The sequence below is a fragment of the [Clostridium] citroniae WAL-17108 genome, assembly GCF_000233455.1.
GTDB lineage: Bacteria > Bacillota > Clostridia > Lachnospirales > Lachnospiraceae > Enterocloster > Enterocloster citroniae.
On the sequence record NZ_JH376422.1, the window covers coordinates 443231 to 463974 of the forward strand.

General features: G+C 39.2%; 10 protein-coding genes and 1 pseudogene. All 11 read right to left on the reverse strand.

The features are described from left to right. Positions 1–227: 227 nt before the first annotated feature. The 11 genes and pseudogenes from HMPREF9469_RS15215 to HMPREF9469_RS15260 all read right to left on the reverse strand — a co-directional run bounded on the left by HMPREF9469_RS15215 (position 228) and on the right by HMPREF9469_RS15260 (position 20741). Positions 228–2384 carry a CRISPR-associated helicase/endonuclease Cas3 gene (locus HMPREF9469_RS15215; protein ID WP_007863421.1) on the reverse strand — a complete coding sequence of 719 codons (2157 nt, stop codon included), beginning with the start codon at positions 2382–2384 and terminating at the stop codon, positions 228–230. Between the two features lie 52 nt (positions 2385–2436). Beyond that, complete coding sequence (locus HMPREF9469_RS15220) at positions 2437–3837, reverse strand: IS1096 element passenger TnpR family protein (protein ID WP_007863423.1); 1401 nt, start codon at positions 3835–3837, stop codon at positions 2437–2439. A 1-nt stretch (position 3838) separates the two neighbouring features. After that, complete coding sequence (locus tag HMPREF9469_RS15225) at positions 3839–5881, reverse strand: DEAD/DEAH box helicase family protein (RefSeq protein WP_416387924.1); 2043 nt, start codon at positions 5879–5881, stop codon at positions 3839–3841. After that, positions 5882–6802 (reverse strand): annotated as a pseudogene (locus tag HMPREF9469_RS33510) (TOTE conflict system archaeo-eukaryotic primase domain-containing protein); the annotation flags it as partial. It lies immediately after the preceding gene. A gap of 1278 nt (positions 6803–8080) precedes the next feature. Next, positions 8081–8611, reverse strand: coding sequence for a hypothetical protein (locus HMPREF9469_RS15230; RefSeq protein WP_007863429.1), 531 nt, complete (start codon positions 8609–8611; stop codon positions 8081–8083). Continuing rightward, the gene (locus tag HMPREF9469_RS15235; protein WP_007863431.1) at positions 8611–10686 is read right to left on the reverse strand and encodes an AAA family ATPase; all 2076 of its coding nucleotides are present in this window, start codon (positions 10684–10686) and stop codon (positions 8611–8613) included. The genes HMPREF9469_RS15230 and HMPREF9469_RS15235 overlap by 1 nt, the downstream gene beginning before the upstream one ends. Before the next feature lie 141 nt (positions 10687–10827). Beyond that, positions 10828–12984, reverse strand: coding sequence for a DEAD/DEAH box helicase family protein (locus tag HMPREF9469_RS15240; protein WP_007863435.1), 2157 nt, complete (start codon positions 12982–12984; stop codon positions 10828–10830). 27 nt (positions 12985–13011) lie between these two features. After that, positions 13012–15189: a DUF262 domain-containing protein gene (locus HMPREF9469_RS15245; RefSeq protein ID WP_007863438.1), complete on the reverse strand. Its 2178-nt coding sequence runs from the start codon at positions 15187–15189 to the stop codon at positions 13012–13014. Positions 15190–15202: 13 nt separating this feature from the next. After that, positions 15203–16339, reverse strand: coding sequence for an aminotransferase class V-fold PLP-dependent enzyme (locus HMPREF9469_RS15250; protein ID WP_007863440.1), 1137 nt, complete (start codon positions 16337–16339; stop codon positions 15203–15205). Next, positions 16336–19866, reverse strand: coding sequence for a hypothetical protein (locus tag HMPREF9469_RS15255; protein WP_007863441.1), 3531 nt, complete (start codon positions 19864–19866; stop codon positions 16336–16338). The genes HMPREF9469_RS15250 and HMPREF9469_RS15255 overlap by 4 nt, the downstream gene beginning before the upstream one ends. After that, positions 19863–20741 (reverse strand): DUF4007 family protein, encoded by an 879-nt coding sequence (locus HMPREF9469_RS15260; RefSeq protein WP_007863442.1) that lies wholly within the window; start codon positions 20739–20741, stop codon positions 19863–19865. The genes HMPREF9469_RS15255 and HMPREF9469_RS15260 overlap by 4 nt, the downstream gene beginning before the upstream one ends. Positions 20742–20744 lie beyond the last annotated feature (3 nt).

The following is a 20744-nucleotide window of genomic DNA, read 5'->3' on the forward strand; positions in this document are numbered from 1 at the left end:
CCTCTCATTTTATCTTTCACTTTGTATGAATGCTAATTATATAATACCATAAACTAATTTTTTACAATACAATTTTCTGTTTTTCTATATGGGATTTTTTATTTTTGGGGTTCTATCATCTTTTATCTGCGTATTAGCATTTCCTTCCCGGTGAATTTGCCTTATTATCTGAATATTCTTACGAATCCACCGAAAAAGCCAGACCCATTCCAGCTCTCGCCGACATCCTATAACCAGATATCCATTCCCAGCTCTGCCTTAACCTGTAAACCTGTCTCATCTGAATAATTGCTACAGTCTTTTAAAACAAAGAAATCCTCCTTCAGCTCCTCCGACACGCTGACAAACATCCCTGCATCATACATTTTCCGAAACAAATTATCATAAACATTGACACAGTATTTCCCCGCTTCCCGAATCAGTTTTTTGTTAGCGCCTTTAAGCCTCAATTCCTCTGCAATTTCTTTCGCACGTTCCTGGGCAGGAATCAGAATTGTCTTTGTATTCTGCTCGATCAGTTTAAATTCTTTTCCCACCGTAGCAAAGGCAAACCGCATTTTTTGAAATTCTTCCAGGATATTCTTTTTATCCAGGGCAGAGCCTTTGAATTGATACAGTCTGGTAAAATACTCCTGCACCGCGTCAAGAGAACCAATGTCTTCATATCTTCGGATTACCTGTTTTGCCGTATCGATCTGCTGTTCCTGTCCCGGAACCGTTCGTGACTCCTCCAGCTGAAAATAGCAGGCAAAGCTGCCAAGGGCATCCCTCTTCCCCTCTCTGTTGCACCGGCCCGCTGCCTGTATCATGGAATCCACACCGGCAAGTTCCCTGTATACGGTCTGAAAATCCAGGTCCACACCGGCTTCCACCAGACTGGTAGCAATTACGATACATTTTTCTCCCGCCGCTAACCTCTCCCGTATAGTCTCCATCCGTTCCTGGCGGTGACGGGGATACATGAAAGTCGAAAGATGATAGACTCCCTCCCCCTTTATTTTCTCATACAGCTTTTGTACATTGTTCTTTGTATTCAAAATGCACAGCGCCTGTTCTTCGTTCCTCACCCTGTCTAAAAGTTCATCCTCTGTTATTTTCCCCAAATTCTTAAATATGGCTCTCTTAAAAAACCGAAACTGCTCTTCCATGCGTGGACACAGCTCTGTATACTGCATGTCCTTTGGGAAAAAATTTTGTAACGATGGCTGGGTTGCCGTACACAGTACAATACTGCTTTCATAATGGCGGATCAGCTCTTCCATCGAAGCGATACATGGCCGAAGATAATCATTGGGCAGCATCTGCGCCTCATCAAAAATGATAATGCTATTTGCAATATTATGTAATTTTCTGCATTTTGAGGACTTGTTGGAAAACAAAGACTCAAAAAACTGGACATTGGTTGTCACAACGATTGGCAGATCCCAATTTTCCGCTGCCAATTGTTTCAACTTCAGTTCATCTGTGCTTTCATAATCAATACCGCTGTGGTGCTCCAGCACATTTTCCTCTCCCAGAATATGACTGAACACCTTTGCATTCTGCTCGATGATACTGGTATACGGAATGACGTAGATGATACGCTTCATTCCATGCTCCGCTGCATGGTTCAGGGCAAATGCCAACGATGCCACCGTCTTACCTCCCCCGGTAGGAACGGTCAGGCGAAACAGCCCCTTCTTTTTCTTTCCCTTTTCGATACAGGATTTGAGAATCTCTGTCCTCCGCTCATTGATCGTATCCTGATCATCATTAACAAGCCATTTTGCTATATGGCGGTTGAGTTTTTCCAAAAGAACCGGGATCGTTTCTCCCGTTATTCTGCTGGTTTCACCATCTTTCATAAAATCCTCTGTATTGAGATAATCAGCATCTACAAGGCAGGAATACAGCATACGGATTAAAAAGCTCATGGAAAAGGTTAGATCTTTCTTTTCTGCCGCTGATAAAACAGGAGGAGGGAGCGGAGGGATAGAAATCTCCTCCTGATAAGCTCCATAGTCTTCTACCCTCTTCTTCATTCTACCTGCAAAGGTCCCTCGATCTCCCGTATCCGCACTTGTCCCTGTATCCGGCAGACCGGCATGGTGGCCGGCAATACAGTACGCCGGTGCGACATAATAACTGCCTTTCTCTTTCCCTAACCTCAGGCACAACTGCGCTCCCGCCGTGGCATGGTCCGCCTTCTCGCCGCTTCCCATGATACGCCCCTGGAATTTAGTGGAATATTTCCCTATGTCATGAAGCATCCCGCAGAAATATCCCCATTCTCCATAGCCAAATTCTTCTGCAAATTCTTTTGCAAGAAGCGCTGTTCCCTCTAAATGGCTTTTTATACTCTGCTCCCGTTGTTTGTCCTCACTGATATGCGCCAGATATTTCATGGGGGCTCCTTTCTGATGTAGATTGGCTGTTGGTTTTATTTTCTCTCACTTCCTAAAACGGCAATTCCTCCTCAAACAGTGACAACTGATGGTATCCATCCTTCCTGCCGTCTTTCTCATATTCTCCCCATGTATATCCTTTCAGCACTGCAGACGGAAGTTCATTCCGAAACTCGCGAAATACCTTCCTCATGGCCTTTGTTAAAGGCATGTTATTTTCTTTCATTACACCATCAATCCATGTGAAATATTCCTGTTCTGTGTCTCCCATGGCAACACATTTTACTAAATGCTCCAAAAAAGCTTCTGTATCTTCCGGGCTCCATCGTCTCTCCCAAAATAGATAGTGAAACGTTTTTCCATAAACCGGACAGGCCCCTCTCCAGCTTCCTGCCAGAAGCGCATCTTCTGCTTCCTTATCCAAAGTACAGTACCGCTTTACAGGATATTTCTTCCGTCTTTGCAAAATCACCTCTGTGATTTCACTGCAAAAAGAGCTTATGTAAATGGTCCCATCTGCCCCTGTCTTATTATTCCAGAACTTCCAATGATTAAGCTTTTCTATTATGTCTTCAAACAGTTCCTTTGAACACCCGGAAACGCTTTCTATCTCACATAATAATTCATAGAGCATATCCTGTTCAACCACTCCATAAATTCCCACCAGTGCTACGATCACATGTTCAAGATCATACCGCTTCTGAAGATTATCCCAAATCCCATACTCCTTATAATCTGCTTTTCCCCGCTTAACCCTTAAAAACAAATGTGTCTCACTCTCGTCCACCTCAACGAGTCCGGCTTTCTCCAGTCGATACAGCAACTCTATTTCTTCATCGCCAGCCATTGGAAGATCCTCTTTGACAAGACGAATCCACATATTTTGAAGGATTGCCGGTATTGACATCAGCTTCTCTTTGACAACCGCGTCATCTTCATAGACCGGCGTAATTGCCAAATCATCCGCTGCCGCAAAACCATCCTCATCAAACTCCCCCTCATCGTAACTGTCCTCTTCACCATCCCAATCTTCGTCGTTTTCCCAATCCTCGTCCCAGTTCGGATATTGACATAGTTCTCCCTGTCTAAATGTTATCTTGGCCGGGATTTTCAAATCTGTCTCGTTGACTTTCATTACAGTAATATAAAACATCCAGTCATCGCCAAAATCGTATAAATATAGATACTTATTTTTTACAACCGGATTTACATCCTGCAGCCGAACCCGGTCCGCACGTTTCCCCTGTTTTCCCATCGGATGATAGATTCCATTGGGATCATAAGCCTTTCGATTCAGACTGAACATATACAAATGGTCTTTGTCGAATTCAAATGCATCTAAAATACAGTCGCTTAGCTCTGCAAACGTCCTGTCTCCGCTGATCTCCATAATCCGGTAAATGTTGCGGTTAAACGCCGATTCGATTTTTAATTGATAGCAAAGATATGACATTTTATCGATCTCCCCCCTCCTCTTTTTCCGCTACAATCTCCAAGAGCTCTGCTGCCACCTGCGCCGACTTAATTCTCATCAAATTGTCCCAGGCATCTTGTTTCCCCAAAAGATTCATGCCACCATGCCATACAAGCTCATCATCTATGATTGCAAAATGCTCTGCAATATCCTCTCCTGTGATCACATGAATACCGTTTCGCTGCATTTCACATATTAGTCCGTAACAAAATTCCGAACTCCCATAAGAAAGATTCTGAGGATCCAATGTAACAACAGTCACCCCGCATCCAGCTTCCTGTCTTGCTTTCACAAGATAAGAAAAACGTTTTACCTTTTCCATTGTAAGCTCAGGGCTTGAAACAATAATTCTCTTCTCCGCTTCTATCAGATCCTGTTCAAATACATCCGTATAATTATCACTGTCATAAATAGCATTTGCAGTCTGCTTTGGAAAAATTCCATTTGCAATCAACTGAAATCCTGTACGTTTGTATGTTCGCAGCCGCTTAGCATACATATTATCAAAGGTCCTGATGTGTGAGTCTATATAATCATAGACAATAACTTCGCTCTTGCCCTCATAATCACGGTTCAGCCTTCCCAGGTACTGCTCCAGCCGTCCGGAAAATGAAACCGGCGCGGCCAGCATCAGCGTATCTAGTCTCGGATAATCAAAACCTTCTCCTATCTTCTGACCTGCCGCCACCAAAATAAGGCTCTGATTCCTGGAGATCTCTTTTAATTGCTGCCTTACATGTGAGTTTTCTTTATCACTATTATCTCCATAGAGAATCAATACATGATCCGCATCCATTTGCAGATGATCATACAGATATTTTGCCTGTTCTTTATATCTGGTCAGAATGACCGGCGTTCTTCCTTTTTTCACACATGCGATCGTATCCTCAAGAATCATATCGTTCCGAGCACGGCTGCTGCTGATCAGGGAATATGCTTCATTAATATCACTTCTGCTCTCATCGGTATCAATTACTCTTGTATATCTCGGATACACATAATGACCGATCCGCTGCTCAATAGCGCGTTCCTTTGCCGTATAATGGTGACGGACCGGTCCCAGCAGCATATAAATGATTTTATCCAGATTATCACTTCTGTTAGGCGTTGCCGAACCCCCGTACACATATCTGGCATTGACCTTTTGCATCACTTCTACCGAGGTATTAGAACCGCAATGATGACACTCATCCATCAAAACCATACCATAAGAATTAATGCGGTCATTAAATTTTCCTTTACTATAAACAGATCCCACCATCGCCACATCTATAATACCGGTCAGCGTATTCTTACTTCCATGCAGAATTCCGATCACACTTTCCCTACGTTTTTCCCTGCCGCTTTTCGTTTTATAGATTGGCGGTTCCTCATCTATTATCAGGAATTTATTCAGTTCATCTACCCACTGTTCCAGCAGTTCCTTACTTTGAATCAATATGAGTGTGTTTACTTTTCTTTCTGAAATCAGATAACTGCATACTACCGTTTTTCCAAAGGCAGTCGCTGCACTAAGCACTCCCTGATCATAGGCAAGCAGCCTGTTTGCCGCCAAATCCTGCTGCATCCGAAGATCTCCTTGAAAGGTAACCCTTATCGGTCTTCCCTTTTCCCTGTGGTCCTCGATTTCATAGTCGATTCCTGCTTCCCGGCAGGATGCTATCAGACTGTCACGAAGTCCTCTCGGAATACAGATATAGCCATCCTCATCCTTCCCCATATATACTGCACTGAAATTATAATAATTGAAATAACCAAGTCTTTTATTTTTATAAAACACGGGGTTATCAAATGCCGCCATGCTTCTAATCTGATTTTGCAGATGCGGCATTAAATTCAGTGCATCAACATATACACCGTTCCCCAGTATAATATGCATTTTTCCTATAACATCCGACTTCACAAAGCCATCCTTTTTTCTCCATGGTTTAGGTCTGTTTTGTTGCATAACCGCAACTGGAATGTCTCCATAACCCGAAAGCTCTTCCTGCCAGTCTTTCATCCGTCTTATGATATCCTCCATGGAAAGTTTCTTTGTATGATTCAAAAGAATATCCCACTGATCCGGATAAGCATTCCAGTTTTTATCGACAAATGCACTGTTTCCAGTTTTAAGTGCCCTTCCCTGTAATGGCAGTGCTATCAAATTTCCTATACTGCTTGCCACATCCTGTGACGGGTACATGCGGTCATAATATTAAGATGATTTCAGATTAATAGATGCAGACCCTTTGTCCAATAACAAAAATCCGAAATTTCTTGCAAGAGATGCAGATACCGGTTTCTTAAAAAAGATCCATACATGAGCACCCCTGCCGGACCTTGACCGTTCCACCAGGGGTGTAATACCGTTACTATCACAGATTAATCGCAGTGCATCAACTTCCTCATTCCATTCTTCCGTAACATTAGCAAAATCCGTCTGCTCCGCTCCTTTTTCATGATGATCAATATCAAATACAATAAATCGGCAAGTGCCATCAGAAAATAGCGGATATACCCCCAGTACGTCAGATCCATCTTCTTTATATCCAACAAGATGATCTATTATTTTTTCCGGCGTAAGCTTCGTCCATTCCCTATGTTCACAAGCTTCACAGCTTAATTTCTCTTTGCGCTGCTTCGGACATATCCTGTCATTCCATCTGTTATTGCACTGTGGAAAATAGCCGCCTTTTCTTCCTCTTTTAGCATACACATCCGTTCGGCCCCAGAAAAATGAAAAAAACTGGTTAGCCAAATCCTTTGTAATATATCTGTCCAGGATGCGCCCACCCTGATCCGGATCATACTCTTCAATTTTCTCAATTTTCTCTATAAAAATATTGGACGTTTCACAGGGAATATTGGCCCTTGACAGCTGGTCTTTTAATCGTCTGTTTTCGTCTTGAAGACTCCGTATTATATTTCGGAGAGAATCCAGATTGTATGCTTGTATGTGCATGAAAATGGCACCTGCCTTTTTATAAATTTCCTGTCACTTTTATTTTTACTCATCCCCATCTGTTACACTATTCGTTTTTTTGATCGTAAACGATCTACCGTGTACGTTTTTGACGCATGAAGAACTTCACGTATTGTGTTACGTGAACTGTGGACGCTTGCAGTGATTTGGTGCTGCGAATATCCGAGGCTGTCAAGCCTAAGTATCTCTCGATAATTCACCATAATTATCGACTTTCTGTAATGATAGTCGCACATCTGTGTGCCAATCTCATTATAAGATAAATATATCTGAATGGCTCTCCCTCTCATAAGGGTGGGTCAGTTCATTCGTAAAGATGGGTCTAAAAGTTCGCGCATGTATGTGTCCGCGGTCAGAATATACATATGGGTAGCTTCACATATGATAATAGTGCCATAGGTATACCTTTTTGAAAGCAAAATCATCAACCCCAATGGTACTTACACGTTTTACTTCTTCCTATAGTCTAAAACACTTTGTAAGCAGGCGGATCACACTATCCCCACCTATTTTAAAGTTCATGGCTCTGCAGATACAAAACAGCCTTCGTAGCTGGTTTTTATTACTAATGTACAGACAAAGTCAGCGCAACGATCCGTCATCCTGCTATAGTAACTCAGAAACCCATTAACTGTTTCAACAAAAGTCGTAATGTTACAGTTTGGATTATCACACTAGGATTCATATATGTTTACGAAAAGCCAGAGACCATCGATAGATTTTCGCATATCGGTGTACCCGCAGACGATATAGACCGCGTCCACACCAGAAAAGTCGTCTAGCATGACTGCGCCTTCATCATCTGGAATATCATTGTAAGCAGACCTGAATTACTGATTTTTATCCGAATGTCACCCATCATAAGTTCAATCGTATGCGCAGCGTCAGGATCTGCTGCAGTCATATGTGCCCCGGCTTTTTCTGGAACCGGAGCCGGGTCTATGCCAATCCTGACCACATCCTGGTGTGAAATAAAGTCCAGGATATACAGGTTGTCAGATAGAGCGTCTGAATCTAGAATAGCACAGGCTTTCTTCCAGAGTCTGGTAACCGCATTATAAAAGCTGCTTAGCGGGATATTGTGCCGCTCACACTAGGCATTATCAGCCATACCGCTCTGGCGGTGCTGTGAACGGCGGGGATTATATCTGGCCATGATCGTCCTCCAAAATGAAAGTATGGTGAAATACTACTTGGTTACCATTATGGAGGAATTGGAGCTTATTTACAATACGCCCAATATTTCGGCGCTTACTTTTAAAGGAAATTATCATTTACAATTGGATTTTTAATAAATTCCATCACATTTGCAATCTTTGCATATTCAAATTCGTCATCTACAGTTACCGCTCGACGAACCAGTCTATTATGTAAATATTCAATCCCACCGCGTGCATAGGAATGAAACAGTTCCATGTTTTCTATATATACTTTTTCAGATTTGGAGTTTGTATCAAATGCCATGCGAACTTTCTCTTTAACATCAAGTCCACGACTATCATCTAAGAGTAGAATTACCTGCATAATCGTATAAAACCGGTTGTAATGCCCTTTAGCAATCTGGTCTAACTGTATGGTTCTTTTATCCTCTGATGTTCTATCATCTGGAAGTTGTACACCCTTTCTAAAACCGATAATGGCCGCAGCTGCATATAAATCAAGCAATTTCTCAAATCTCGATTTATCCTCAATCCTATTTTGGACCCACATATCATCGGCATATCGAGCAAATTTACCATTTAAGATAATGGGATCTGTTTTAAAATAGTCATATATCTTTTCAGCCATTAGAACTCACCCCCGTTCGGCGCAATTGTAGAACTATTTTCAGCAAAATCTCTGGAGATTCTATAACAGTAATCCGGAAGTGTATAGTGCCTCAATCCTGATGCCTCCCAGTCCTTATCCAGCATGAAAATAATTACCTGTTCTGCAAATTCAGGAAGTTTATTTGCTATTAAATGTGTATTTTCATTACTTAAATTTGAAAATGGGGCATCCAGAACTAATGGGAGCTTTAAAATTCCAGATGTTCCGTGCTCTTTTTCCTGTCTCATCTTTGCAAGTTCTAAAATGCTCACAATATAAACAAAATTAATTGCAATCAACTCGCCATTAGAAAGATTTGTTTCCTCATAATCAGAGAATCCGCCAACAGAACGATAATACATATGTATCTTATAATCATCTTCCAAACAGGCATATTTATCTTTGCTATTAAACATCTTCTCAAAATTCTCTGCAATAATCGCATTTAGCTCCCTGATAGTCGGGCGTTCAAGTTTTTCTACATCTTTGACAGCGATTGCATACAACTCATTTACGTACTCTAATGCGCGATAAATTGGTTTATTAATTTTATCCTGCTGTTCCAGCTGCTTAAGTTGTCCACTAAGACCGATTATATTCGTTTGATATGAAATAATCTTCCCCTCTACTTCACCCTTTTTTCTTGACGCATCCGCAATATTCTGTTTTGCCTTGTTATATTTTTTTCGTACTTCCTGCAAATTTTGGCTTCTGTCAATACGCTCCTCAAGTTTATCACGTTTTCTTAAATCTCTCTCAATTTCTTCCCTAAAGTCTTCATATTCTTTTGCCTTATCATGAATGTCTTCGACAAAAATTGCTGTCTGGTTTGCCCACTCATCTAATCGCGACCGCAACAATTTAGCTGGGCCTCCAATTTTGTTCGGATATACTTCCTCTCGCAACTTCATTAATGCTTCATAGTGGGACTGTCCAGGTATCAGTTCTTCCCCACAAAGGCATTTTCCAGAATCAATAAGCCAATCAATCGTATCGGACGTAACTCCCGGAATATCCTTTCCCTCCAAATCTATCTGTTTTAAAACCCGCTCAATACTAGGTATTAATTCTGATACAAGAAGCTTATCGCACGAACTGAAGAGTTTGATGAAATCCCTGTAACAACTTTCCATATGACGAGTATTAGACTCTATCCGACTCTCCAAACGCTTCAGTTCATTTTGGTCTTCTTCCGCAGTATGATTATTTTCAAGAATCTCTCCAAATATGTCTCTATCATCTTCCGCAGCCTTTATATCTTGGATATAATTTTCTTTATCCTTCTCTAACTTAGCAATCCTGCTTTCATAATCACTAATTCTGCTTTTAAGTTCCTGTGATTCTGTAGATGAACCTTTAATTGAACTATTCAATCTTTTATACACCGTAGTTTTATAATCCCTATTTCCGTCCTTTAAGTGCTCTTTTATTTTCAAAATAGAAGAAACACCAAGAATTGTATTGATTGATCGTTTCACCTCATCCGTCTTATTTTTACTTTCATTCCAACGTTCACCATCAAAAAAGAAATAATTTGAAAGTTTTTCAGGAAACATATTGTTGATTATATCCTGTACATATCCTGCTGGCCGTTTTCCATCGTAATCATTATCAATTACTCCATCTTCCGCTGGTACTCCATTTTTGCTGATCTGTACAGTTAATCTTGCCTTTGATATCGGAGCAATATCATAGTTATTAGGATTTGGACTTGTTTTTTTGAACGACTGTCTACGGATAAACTTATACTCATGTTCTATTTCTCCGACATGATCTGATACTGTAATTTCAACACGAACTTCTCCAGGTGTGTTTATACCAAGTTCTGCTATAATTTCATTATTCAATAGTACTGCCTTCTCTTTTTTAGCATAATTTGTTGTAATAACTTCGCCATAAAGTCCCCAACGAAAAGCTTGAGCAATTGTTGTTTTTCCAAAAGTATTATTTCCTAGAATAGCCGTGACGTTCATTTTATCATCCGTAGAAAATCTAAGTATATTTTCCCCCTTATACCTCATAAAGTTCACAATTGTGATCTGTTTAAACTTCATTACTCATTCACCTCCTCCTTCGCCTTTTCCAATAAATATCGCATGATTCGGTCAACCATATACTTATCATCATGCTGCCCCGTCTTATCGTTCCTTAGCTCTGCTCCCCGAATTTCATCATACATCTTTCGTAGTTTTTGCTCATCCACTGTATTCTTCCTCCAGCTTTTTCATTTCTTCCTCTATGTCAATATAAACATCATATGCCTGCATAATCTGATTCATCATTCCGTCTGACTGTGCTGGATTATCAGACAATTTTCCAAATTCATTAATACGGGCCATCTCCCCAAAGAGAATCGTTTTGTCCTTTTCGTAATCCCCATGTTCTACACAGGAGAGTTCTCTTGGAAGAGTTATAAAATCATAAATTTCAGCATAATCTTTATCAGGACTTTTTCTCAATAAACGTCCTCTTCTTTGTATAAATTCTCGTGGGTTTCTTGTACTTGCCATTATAAAGGCAGTTCGGATAGACGGAATATTTACACCTTCATCAAGACATTTGATAGCTGTTACAACTTGATACAAACCATCACTAAAAAAATGTTTAATTTCTTGACGTTCCCGTAAGTTTTCTTCTGCGGTAAAACGATGTACTGTCATATGCAGTTCTTGACGTATTTTTTCAGTTACACCATCAATTTGGCGCTCCAATTCACCAGTTTCTTCCTTTTCTGTAGTGGCTGCCCCACAATAAACAAGGATATGGCCCTCATTTTGATACTTTTTCAGCAATTCAATCAGCAAATCTAGCTTGTTTCTAGCTCCAGCTAAAAGTCTCGCTCGTTTGAACAGAAGCAACTCCCCATCTTTGGAAATTTCCACTTTTCCATCTTTCTGAACAAGAAATTTCTTCAATTTTTCTGTTAAATTCTGATATTCGTACAATTCCTCCGAATTGAGATATATAGGCACTGGATAATAACGATATTTTGTTAACGCACCATCTTTAATAGCCTGATCTACATCATATACAATACATTTGCTACCGAAATAATCAAATAGAATCCCCGTCCCCTTGGCATCTCCATGCCGTTCTATCGTAGCAGACAGCCCAACCCTATATTGAATATTATCAGGAAGACACTTTGTCAGACGTTTCGCGCCAAAATTATGTGCTTCGTCAATAATTAAAAGGACATTTTGGTCGTCCTTTAATCGTGATACTATTTCCGATATGTATCTACCCGAAAACGTATCATTTGTCGTAATACATACAAACGGCTCTCCATTATTTCGAAAACGTTTATATGCTCTTATTAATTCATCATTCCAATACCTGTTTTTTGATTCTGAATGGGCAATAATTGGAGGGGGACCCCAATTTATTTCATCCTCCTCCCACTGTCCAACCAAATGAATCTGTGGACACACAATGAATACTGCAAGCTGATTATTTAACTTCTGTGCAAGATCAACCATACAAGCCAATGCCGTATAGGACTTGCCTGCTCCTGTACACATGGAAAATATACCTCTACAGCCCTGATTAAACCAGTTTGATACTGCCTCCTTCTGAACCTCGCGAAGTTTTACATTCTGCGGGATACGAAACGGTTTTGTATCCTCCACAAACTTATGGTAGTGAAACTGTTTTTCGTCAGTCTGATAATCTATTGTATCTTTTTGATACCTCTCCAGTTTTTTCAATATTACTTTCGGAAAAGGTATTACCTGAATCTTGTCTGTTACATTTTCCCACATACGGTCAAAATCATTTTCTGTTATGTCCACAAACTCTTTATGTGTTGCATCTTTCCAATCACAAAAAACATATATTGATTCAAAATTATCACAATACGAATTAGCCGAGGCATTCGCTGAACCTGTATAGGAAATACGGTTACCGTCCTTATCCTGGAACACTGCTATTTTTTCATGATACATATTATGATAGGTATCACTTTCCATAAACGCCAATTTCAATTCCAAAATTCCATTGGCTATCAATGTTGCTACAAGATTCAGTCTTTCTTCTTCAAACTGATCAAGTGGATCTCTAATACTTAACTCTAACGCTTCAATCATCGCCTGTTCCCGAGTTTTATATCCAAATTGAATGGCTACGATGTCTTCATCGCTGAGTTTTGGTGAGGCAATCAATTCAATTTTTCCTCCATTTCGTGCCATTTCAAATAGCCCCACAGATAGTTCGATCAGTGCTGTAGAAGAAAAGAAACCAACTGCCCTTTTGTACATGACACTTTTTCGCAATACCGGGATAAGAAAATCTCTGGAAAAGCTATGTTCTTCAGTACGATATCGTAACCCTATCGACAGATCCGCAAACCCCATATAACCTCCCCCTATCAGAGATATATTTTATTTCCAACTCATAAGCCGATCATTTATTGTACCACGCACGAGACCATTCATCATATCAAAACGATTTTCTAAAATACCATAAATTTTTTCATCTGTGTTTACTGAATCTTCTGTTGTATAAGCTGTAATAAATAGTTCTGCCTTTGCTTCTGGAGTAATCTTCGTTACATATTTGTCCAACGCTTCATCAGAAATCTCCTTATTTGCCTCTTTGGTAATCAGTACAAAATTCAAAGGAGAATTACAGATATGTTTCGGATTTTTACGGAGATCCGCTGTTACCTCTCCAATCTTTTTGGCCGTTCCGAGTGGAATAATATGATGCATTTGAAGCTCCGCAGCCTCTTTGCAAAATACACTTATAGTTTTGCTGCTGTCAAACATATCCTTATATGTTCGTGATAACATATACTGGCACACAAATATTGCCATAATACGTTTCGGATATCTATCCTCTGCCGCCTTATCCATTAATAATAATTGTTTATCAGAAAAATTAGTCATCAAAAACACATTGGCTGTAATTGCTATTATCCAATCTGCTTTCATCTGCTTTTTGACTGTCTTTAACATATTTTTTAAGTTATTGATAAAGTTAACATTCTGGTCCTTATCATATTCTCCAGAAAACAAAACAGACCAGTACCACCCCTCAATCAGATCATGTACATCCTTATCATAAAAATATGTATCTTCGATGAATACAACTGCAATAAGAACCACCATCAACGAGTAATTGACTTCTTGCAACGACCGGATACCGCATCTAGTCTGAAGAAAAAACATCGCACGGTCAATTGCTTCTATAACTTTGTCGCAATTTTTATCGATATCTTCCGGCTTCAAGTCAAGAATACGCGCTTTCTTAATATAATCCAACTTAATCTGATCCGGATCTAGATTGGGCACATATGAATAAAGTCCTAAAACATCAAGAAAGATATCTACATACTTTACATTCAGCTCATTCTTTGCTTCGTTCAGACACTTCGTGTTACCCGTTGCATTATATTTATGATTTTGAATATCATTCACTAAAACCATACGGATTTTATCCGGTAGCACCTTATCTGGATAAGTTTTCTTTTCCATCATGAGCCGTCGGATTCTCTGGTTAAAGTTTTCTTTGTTCACCTTCGCCACTCTTGCCATAATCAAATCAAAGGTATTTAAACATACACCACCACGATTCAGGTTCTCGTAAATATCAATTGCCCTTGCTCTTTGGTCCGCCTTTACAATGATCTGATGCAGAGAAAGGTTATTAATACAGGCATACAGATAATCTTTCATCTGGCTTCTCCATATTTTCTGTCTCTGAATAAGTTTCTCTTGGAATGCCTGCTGCTTATCTAGCTGATTATAAATTTCATCCACTTCTTCGCCAAAAATATATTCTGTGAAATGGAAACGATCTGTATCATTCTCACAGGTGGCATAGAAGTTCATGATCTCACCGCGGATCGCCTCTGCCACACCCTTTATGATTTCATCGAAACGTAAGATTATCACATTTTTATTGTTTCCGAGTGGCTTTGCCATCAAAAATAACGGAATTAGATATCCATCTGGATAACTGATGCAGAACTGGTCTAACGCTATAGAAAGACCCACAGCGGGATTATAGGGTTCACTATCACTTGCATTAAATGTCTCCACATGAATATAGTTAAGCATCTGTGATGTCAAGAAATCTGGGAGATCTGCGCTTGGATTACTAAGGGGAAATTCCAATGTTCCAATACCAAACCAATCCTCTGCCCGATCCGGACGGTTGGACCACTTTGGAATTTTCAAAAAGAAACGACGTTTTAACGCTGGTGATACCAATTCACTGACCTTTGGACAGTTGTCGTGTATTGCATTCGAAAAGACGTTTGTCAGTACTGTAATCCTCTGTTGTCCATCAAGAAGAAATGATACATCTCCATTAATTTTAGATGTATCAACTACTTTTTTTGCACACCCAATCACATTGGCAGCATAATCATTGGGATTTGATTCAAGAAGCAAAATAGTTCCTACCGGCATTTTGCAAAGTACAGAAGCTACAAGTTTTTTCTGCTGTTCCTCATCTTTCCATACAAAATCCCTTTGAAAATCTGGCAGCAAAATTTCGTTTTTCTCCACACGATTGATAATTTCAACTAAATTTGATGTGTTTTGATCTGGCATTTCTACTCTCCCTCTACAGACTCTGCAATGCATCTGCTATTTTATCAATATCGCTTTCCGTATTGAACATTCCAACTCCGATCCGAACCGTCCCCCCATATTTTACGTCATCCAAATATTTATGAATAAATGGAGCACAGTGATACCCAGTACGTACGGCAATGTCATATTCATCATCTAGTATACTGCCTACCTCATTGGAATCATAGCCTTCCACAACGAATGATACGATTCCATAACATCTATCGGCATCTATAATTCCCATAAGAATGACTGACGGTATTTCTTCCAGTTTGTCTATCAGATACCGAGTTAGCTCTCTTATTTTCCGCTCATGTTCTCTTTGATCTAATATTTTTAAAGAAGCATTTAATCCTGCTATTGCAACAATGTTTGGGCTAGCAGCTTCATACCGTTCTGCTCCCCGCTCTGGCATGGAAAGATTAAGCGAGTTACTTCCTGTTCCTCCTGTAAAAACTGGATATAGTTCCACCTGTTTACTAATAGCAAATCCCCCTATTCCAAAAGGTCCATATAGAGTCTTATGCCCAGCAAAACAGAGGATATCCGCGAAAAATTCATTCATGTCTATATCAATCAAACCCGATGCTTGAGCCACATCTGCAATAGTTATCGCACCAAACTGCTTTGCTCGTTTAAATACCGTTTCTACTGGAAGTCTGTAGCCTGTAACATTACTTATTACATTCATTATAACTATATTCGGTGGATTTTTATGAAAAAGATATTCTGTTTCTTCTACATTTATCTCCAATGTATCCTCTTTTATTGGTAAAAACATCACTGTACACCCAGCATTATTTCTAACATTCTCTACCGTTCGTGCAACAGCATTATGTTCATACGGTGATAAATATATGATAGTATTCGTTGTAATATCTAGTCCGTTAATAACTTGATTTATTGCATGGGTAACAGAAGGGACAAACACAATATCGGCTAGACCATCACAGTTAAATAATTTTGCGAGTCTTTTTTTAGTATCTGAAATCAGTTCCGCGGCAACTTTTGCTGCCTTATAGGATCCTCGACCAGCATTTACTGCCGCATGACGGTTTTCCTCATCCATGGCCTGATATACAGCTTCCGGTTTGGGAAAAGTAGTCGCTGCATTATCTAAGTAAATCATACTTTTTTCTCCTCCATTCCCATCAGTTTTTGGACCATGCTCATGAGAATCCCGATCTTTTCGTTATTTTCAATAGAATTCCCATATTCTTCTACGATATCCTCTAGTGCGTTCTGAAAAAAATAAGCAGAAGTTGACATTTTTTCAATGTCAAAATTGTAAAAACAATCCTTTATCCCGTTCTCCGAAACAAATGATACTTTTTTACTTTGCTTATTATCTTTTGATGTCGTTTTTCCTTTTATTTCTTCAATCAGATTTGTAAATCCTGCTGAAAATTCCTTCAAGGACGTATCTGACCAATCCTCTACAAAAAATCCTGTAACCTCCTTTGATAGAACCTCAATAATTTCTTCCACATTAGTAATTGTAAGTTCCCGGATACTATTTAGTAGCCGCTGAGAATCAATACTGTATACACTATTTTTTGCCATATCAGGCAACTCGCGATACCACGTTTTCATACTAAGTAGGAAATCATCCTTTTCAGGAAGTCCAAGTTCCTTTCGAACTACCATTTCTGCATTACGCTTAATAATCTTAATATGCCCATCAATCTGTTCTTTAGTTTCCGATACGCCCTTTAGCGTCTTAACCATATCTTTCTCTCGAAATATCTTTGGAATCTGCTCGAACAGCACTTCTCGCGGATTTATCGTACCCGCAAATAACCTTCGGAATGCGTGAATCTCTCCTATTGATTGGCCTTCAAAGTCTTCCAACATAAATGTCCTAGACGTCTGAGGAAGCGAACGATACCAGGACTGCATCATACATGTTAACGCTGCGAGACGGTTTTTGTTTTCAATATCTCGACAGTATATTCCATAATCAGCAAACAGCTTTTCAATGCCTTCAATATATTCTAGTTTCTGTCCTGTTTCAATTTCAACATATAGCGAATATTCGTTCGGAGAGTTTACAACGTTGACTAACTGCTGTACATCAATACTAACTTCTGTCCTGCCATTATAAATAACAGGCATATCTTCTAACTTCATCAGCTGTTCCGTAATATAGATTGGCAGTACGCCTTTCCGAATACCAATCGGCGCCTTAGTAAGCTTATTAATAAGCCTGGAAAAGCACACTTTTTTCCCTTTACTCTCATGAATAAACTCTACAATTTCATTTCTAACATTTGAAAGAGCTTTATCACCTGTCGTATGCAGCATGACTGCCCTATAAATAGTGGATTCTGCGCTTGTCCCTTTTTCGTATCTGTTCATCAATCGTGTATGTAGCATATCATCCAAAATTATGTTGCGTGCTTTTGATATCTGGGAAGAAATATTGTGGCGGTTAATTGATTCATTATTAATTTTCGGTGTTAGATAATAAGTAGATTCACAAATATCACTTACCGTGCGATTTAATCCTTTCGAGCCCACTTTATATATTCCCGAAAATGTATAAACACAGTCGATTGAATTTAACATCTTAAGTAATTGGTTATTCAATTCATCTACAAGTTCTATCTCATAATTCTTAAGTTCTGTTACCAGTGCTTCATTTTTTTCAGTAAATTCCCTATCATTTTTCAACTTTCGTACTGCCAGCAGCTGCTGCACAATGTGTCTGCAGTTTGGTTGCAAATGCGGAATACCGAGAATCGCACCTGGATCGTTGATTTCGGCAAGGTGTCTTACCGCTGCTTCATTTTCAATGTCCCCATCACATAAAACAAATAAAAAACCGTCCGGATCATTTTTATCTTTTACATAGGACAGCGAGGCAAGGGACAGAAAACCTAAACTTTCAATAAATTCAATACCATAGTATCTAGTCATAAAATAATCCTGGTTATACTTTTTGGGAAGAATATATTTCTGGTGGAATACATCGTTCAAAACTTCCGATATTCCAACCTTGGGAAAATATTTTTTTGCACAGTCAGCTACTTCACTCTCGATGTTGACTGAAACACCGTTCTGAAACTCATATGCCGCAATCCCAGGTTTATATTTCAAGATTCCATTTCTAACAAGGCTTTCCACTGCTTTTACATATTCATTTTTACTAAAACCAGATGCCAGACGTAGGAACAGATCATTCGCCGGTACATCATCAGGACGGTTAAGCATATGAATTACAGCTAAAGATTTAATGATAGTCTTTTCATTCTCATTTTCCGTTTTTGACAACGCATAGTCAGCCTTCAGCCATTCGTTATGAATGGATGAGGCCTTTTCTGCCTCAAATAGCTGTGTAAAATAGTCATAGATTAATCCAGCACCAATGTAAATAACCTGACGGCATTTGAGTACAAAATTAGCAAGACTATACATATCTTTTCCAGTCAGAAACGTAAATATTGTTCTTTCATTTTGGGCAATTTTCTCACTTAATCCCAGAAGAAGTAATGCCGCTAAGGGTGTAAGCGGATAACATCCCTCACCAACGATCTTATCAAAATCATTCCGCTCAAATAGCGCATTAAAATCTGGAATCTGATAGGACTGCTCCATTAAATTCTGATATTCAGTATTTTGCACTTTCCATTCGGCAAATTTTTCTTTTTTTCGTATTGCATCTGCAATTAGCTCATAATTATTCTGTGATGATACAATAAATGGAATTTCTTTCAAACGACCTTCAACACCACGGAAAGCATTCTGAACTTCCTTTGAGAGAGCATCTCCGTATGAACGTACAGCCTTGTGCGCCACGCAAGTCAAATGGAGCTGCTCGTCTTTTGATGAATTACATAACTCACAGATATCCTGAAGAACCTTCATATCTGTAGAAAAGCCTTCTTCCCAATGTCCTTCCACATACTTAGAAAACTCATCAAAAATAATATAAATGCCAGTATATCCGTGCTTCTCACACAATGTACGGTTCACGGACTGATATACAGACAACACTTCATCATCAATTATCGGATTGAATTCACTGCCTGATGTCAACACCGGATACATCGTTCGGAACTGTTCCAACGCTTGGTAATCATATTGCTCCAGTTTCTGAAGGAATTTGTCCAATTTTTGGCCACCCACTAATTTTTCTAATTTCTCATATGTTTGTGGATAAACCCTATTCCATTGATTGATCATTTTCACAGCTTCGGAAAAGTAATTATCTGGTACGACATCATCTAGTCCATCTCTTCTAAGCGCTTGACTTAAACTACGCACAAATGCCTGTCCGAGGTTCCCACTGTTTGTATTCACGATAACTGGAAGGAAATGTTTCTTTCCATGCACTTTTTTAATTAGTTCTATAGCTTCAACATCCAACTCAGAAATGCGTTCAAATAGTCCTGTCATTTCCTTTCCTTCGATATCAGACAGTATAGACATCAAAACCAGAAGTAAATGGCTCTTTCCCTTACCATAAGGTCCAATTAAAATATTAGCACGGCCACCTGTAAACTCTAGTACTTCTTCCAAATAGCTTTTCAAAAGATTTATGGAAGATCTCGTTGGAATATAATACTGAATTTTCTGTAAATTATTAAGGTCAAGTAGCAGGTTCACGGATTTTTCAAACCGGTTGTCAATCTTTACAATATCTACTAATCTCATGACTCTCTGCTCCTTTCAAAATATTTCTTTACTACTGTTTCCCTCGTCATATCCTGACAATTTTGGGGATAAACGATGTCCAGCCCTGCAGTACGATTTACAATGATATAGCTGCTGTTCTGGAGTGCATCCAAAAATTCATTGACAGCAATACGGTTTAAATTAAGAATTCTTCCTGGCATATTTACATCATCAGTAATTGTATCAATCTGTAGACTCTTTTCAGAATTCAGTCGCTCCAGAAGGATGTATAAAACAACTAAAGGATCGAGTTTGTCAATCAATGGGCGTTTCTTAAAGTATTTATTTCCTGTTTTGCAAATGAGTCTCAACTCTTCAAACGGACTGTTCTTTTTTTCTTCGGGATCATCGTTCTGCTCACCACCTCTACTATACATAGCTAAGATCGCTGAACAGTCATCCTGAACAGACCTCTCTGATGGCTTCTGCTCACCAGTATATTCCGTAATCAGCGACTGCATCATATCAAACATCTCATCTCTACTAAAGGCAGAGATAAGATTCATATGATTAAAAAATAAGTTCCAGGATGTAGCTAGGGCGAAATTGCTGGCAATATTCGCATGTATAATCCACAAACTAAATAGATCCTCAAAATAAGGGTCATTTTTATAAAGAATCTGACCTATTTTTGTCAGGAATACTCCGTTATTATTCTCAACAGTCAGCTCTGCTGTTTTCATCCAATACCGAAGGGATTTTGCCATATTAGTACCCAATCCCAGAGCATCTGATCCACTATTTACAGTAAATAGTTTCGGATCACGTTCTACTGCAGTTATTCCTTTTGTCAGCCATCCGTCACGTATGATAAAGGATTCATGTCCTTTTAACTTATATTTTTTCTTTTCCATTAA

What these genes read in the sequence shown, in the direction of transcription:
- HMPREF9469_RS15230 (WP_007863429.1), bottom strand. Translation starts at nt 8,611, where the DNA reads ATGGCTGAAAAGATATATGACTATTTTAAAACAGATCCCATTATCTTA.
- HMPREF9469_RS15215 (WP_007863421.1), bottom strand. Translation starts at nt 2,384, where the DNA reads ATGAAATATCTGGCGCATATCAGTGAGGACAAACAACGGGAGCAGAGT.
- HMPREF9469_RS15235 (WP_007863431.1), bottom strand. Translation starts at nt 10,686, where the DNA reads ATGAAGTTTAAACAGATCACAATTGTGAACTTTATGAGGTATAAGGGG.
- HMPREF9469_RS15260 (WP_007863442.1), bottom strand. Translation starts at nt 20,741, where the DNA reads ATGGAAAAGAAAAAATATAAGTTAAAAGGACATGAATCCTTTATCATA.
- HMPREF9469_RS15245 (WP_007863438.1), bottom strand. Translation starts at nt 15,189, where the DNA reads ATGCCAGATCAAAACACATCAAATTTAGTTGAAATTATCAATCGTGTG.
- HMPREF9469_RS15220 (WP_007863423.1), bottom strand. Translation starts at nt 3,837, where the DNA reads ATGTCATATCTTTGCTATCAATTAAAAATCGAATCGGCGTTTAACCGC.
- HMPREF9469_RS15255 (WP_007863441.1), bottom strand. Translation starts at nt 19,866, where the DNA reads ATGAGATTAGTAGATATTGTAAAGATTGACAACCGGTTTGAAAAATCC.
- HMPREF9469_RS15250 (WP_007863440.1), bottom strand. Translation starts at nt 16,339, where the DNA reads ATGATTTACTTAGATAATGCAGCGACTACTTTTCCCAAACCGGAAGCT.
- HMPREF9469_RS15240 (WP_007863435.1), bottom strand. Translation starts at nt 12,984, where the DNA reads ATGGGGTTTGCGGATCTGTCGATAGGGTTACGATATCGTACTGAAGAA.
- HMPREF9469_RS15225 (WP_416387924.1), bottom strand. Translation starts at nt 5,881, where the DNA reads ATGGAGGATATCATAAGACGGATGAAAGACTGGCAGGAAGAGCTTTCG.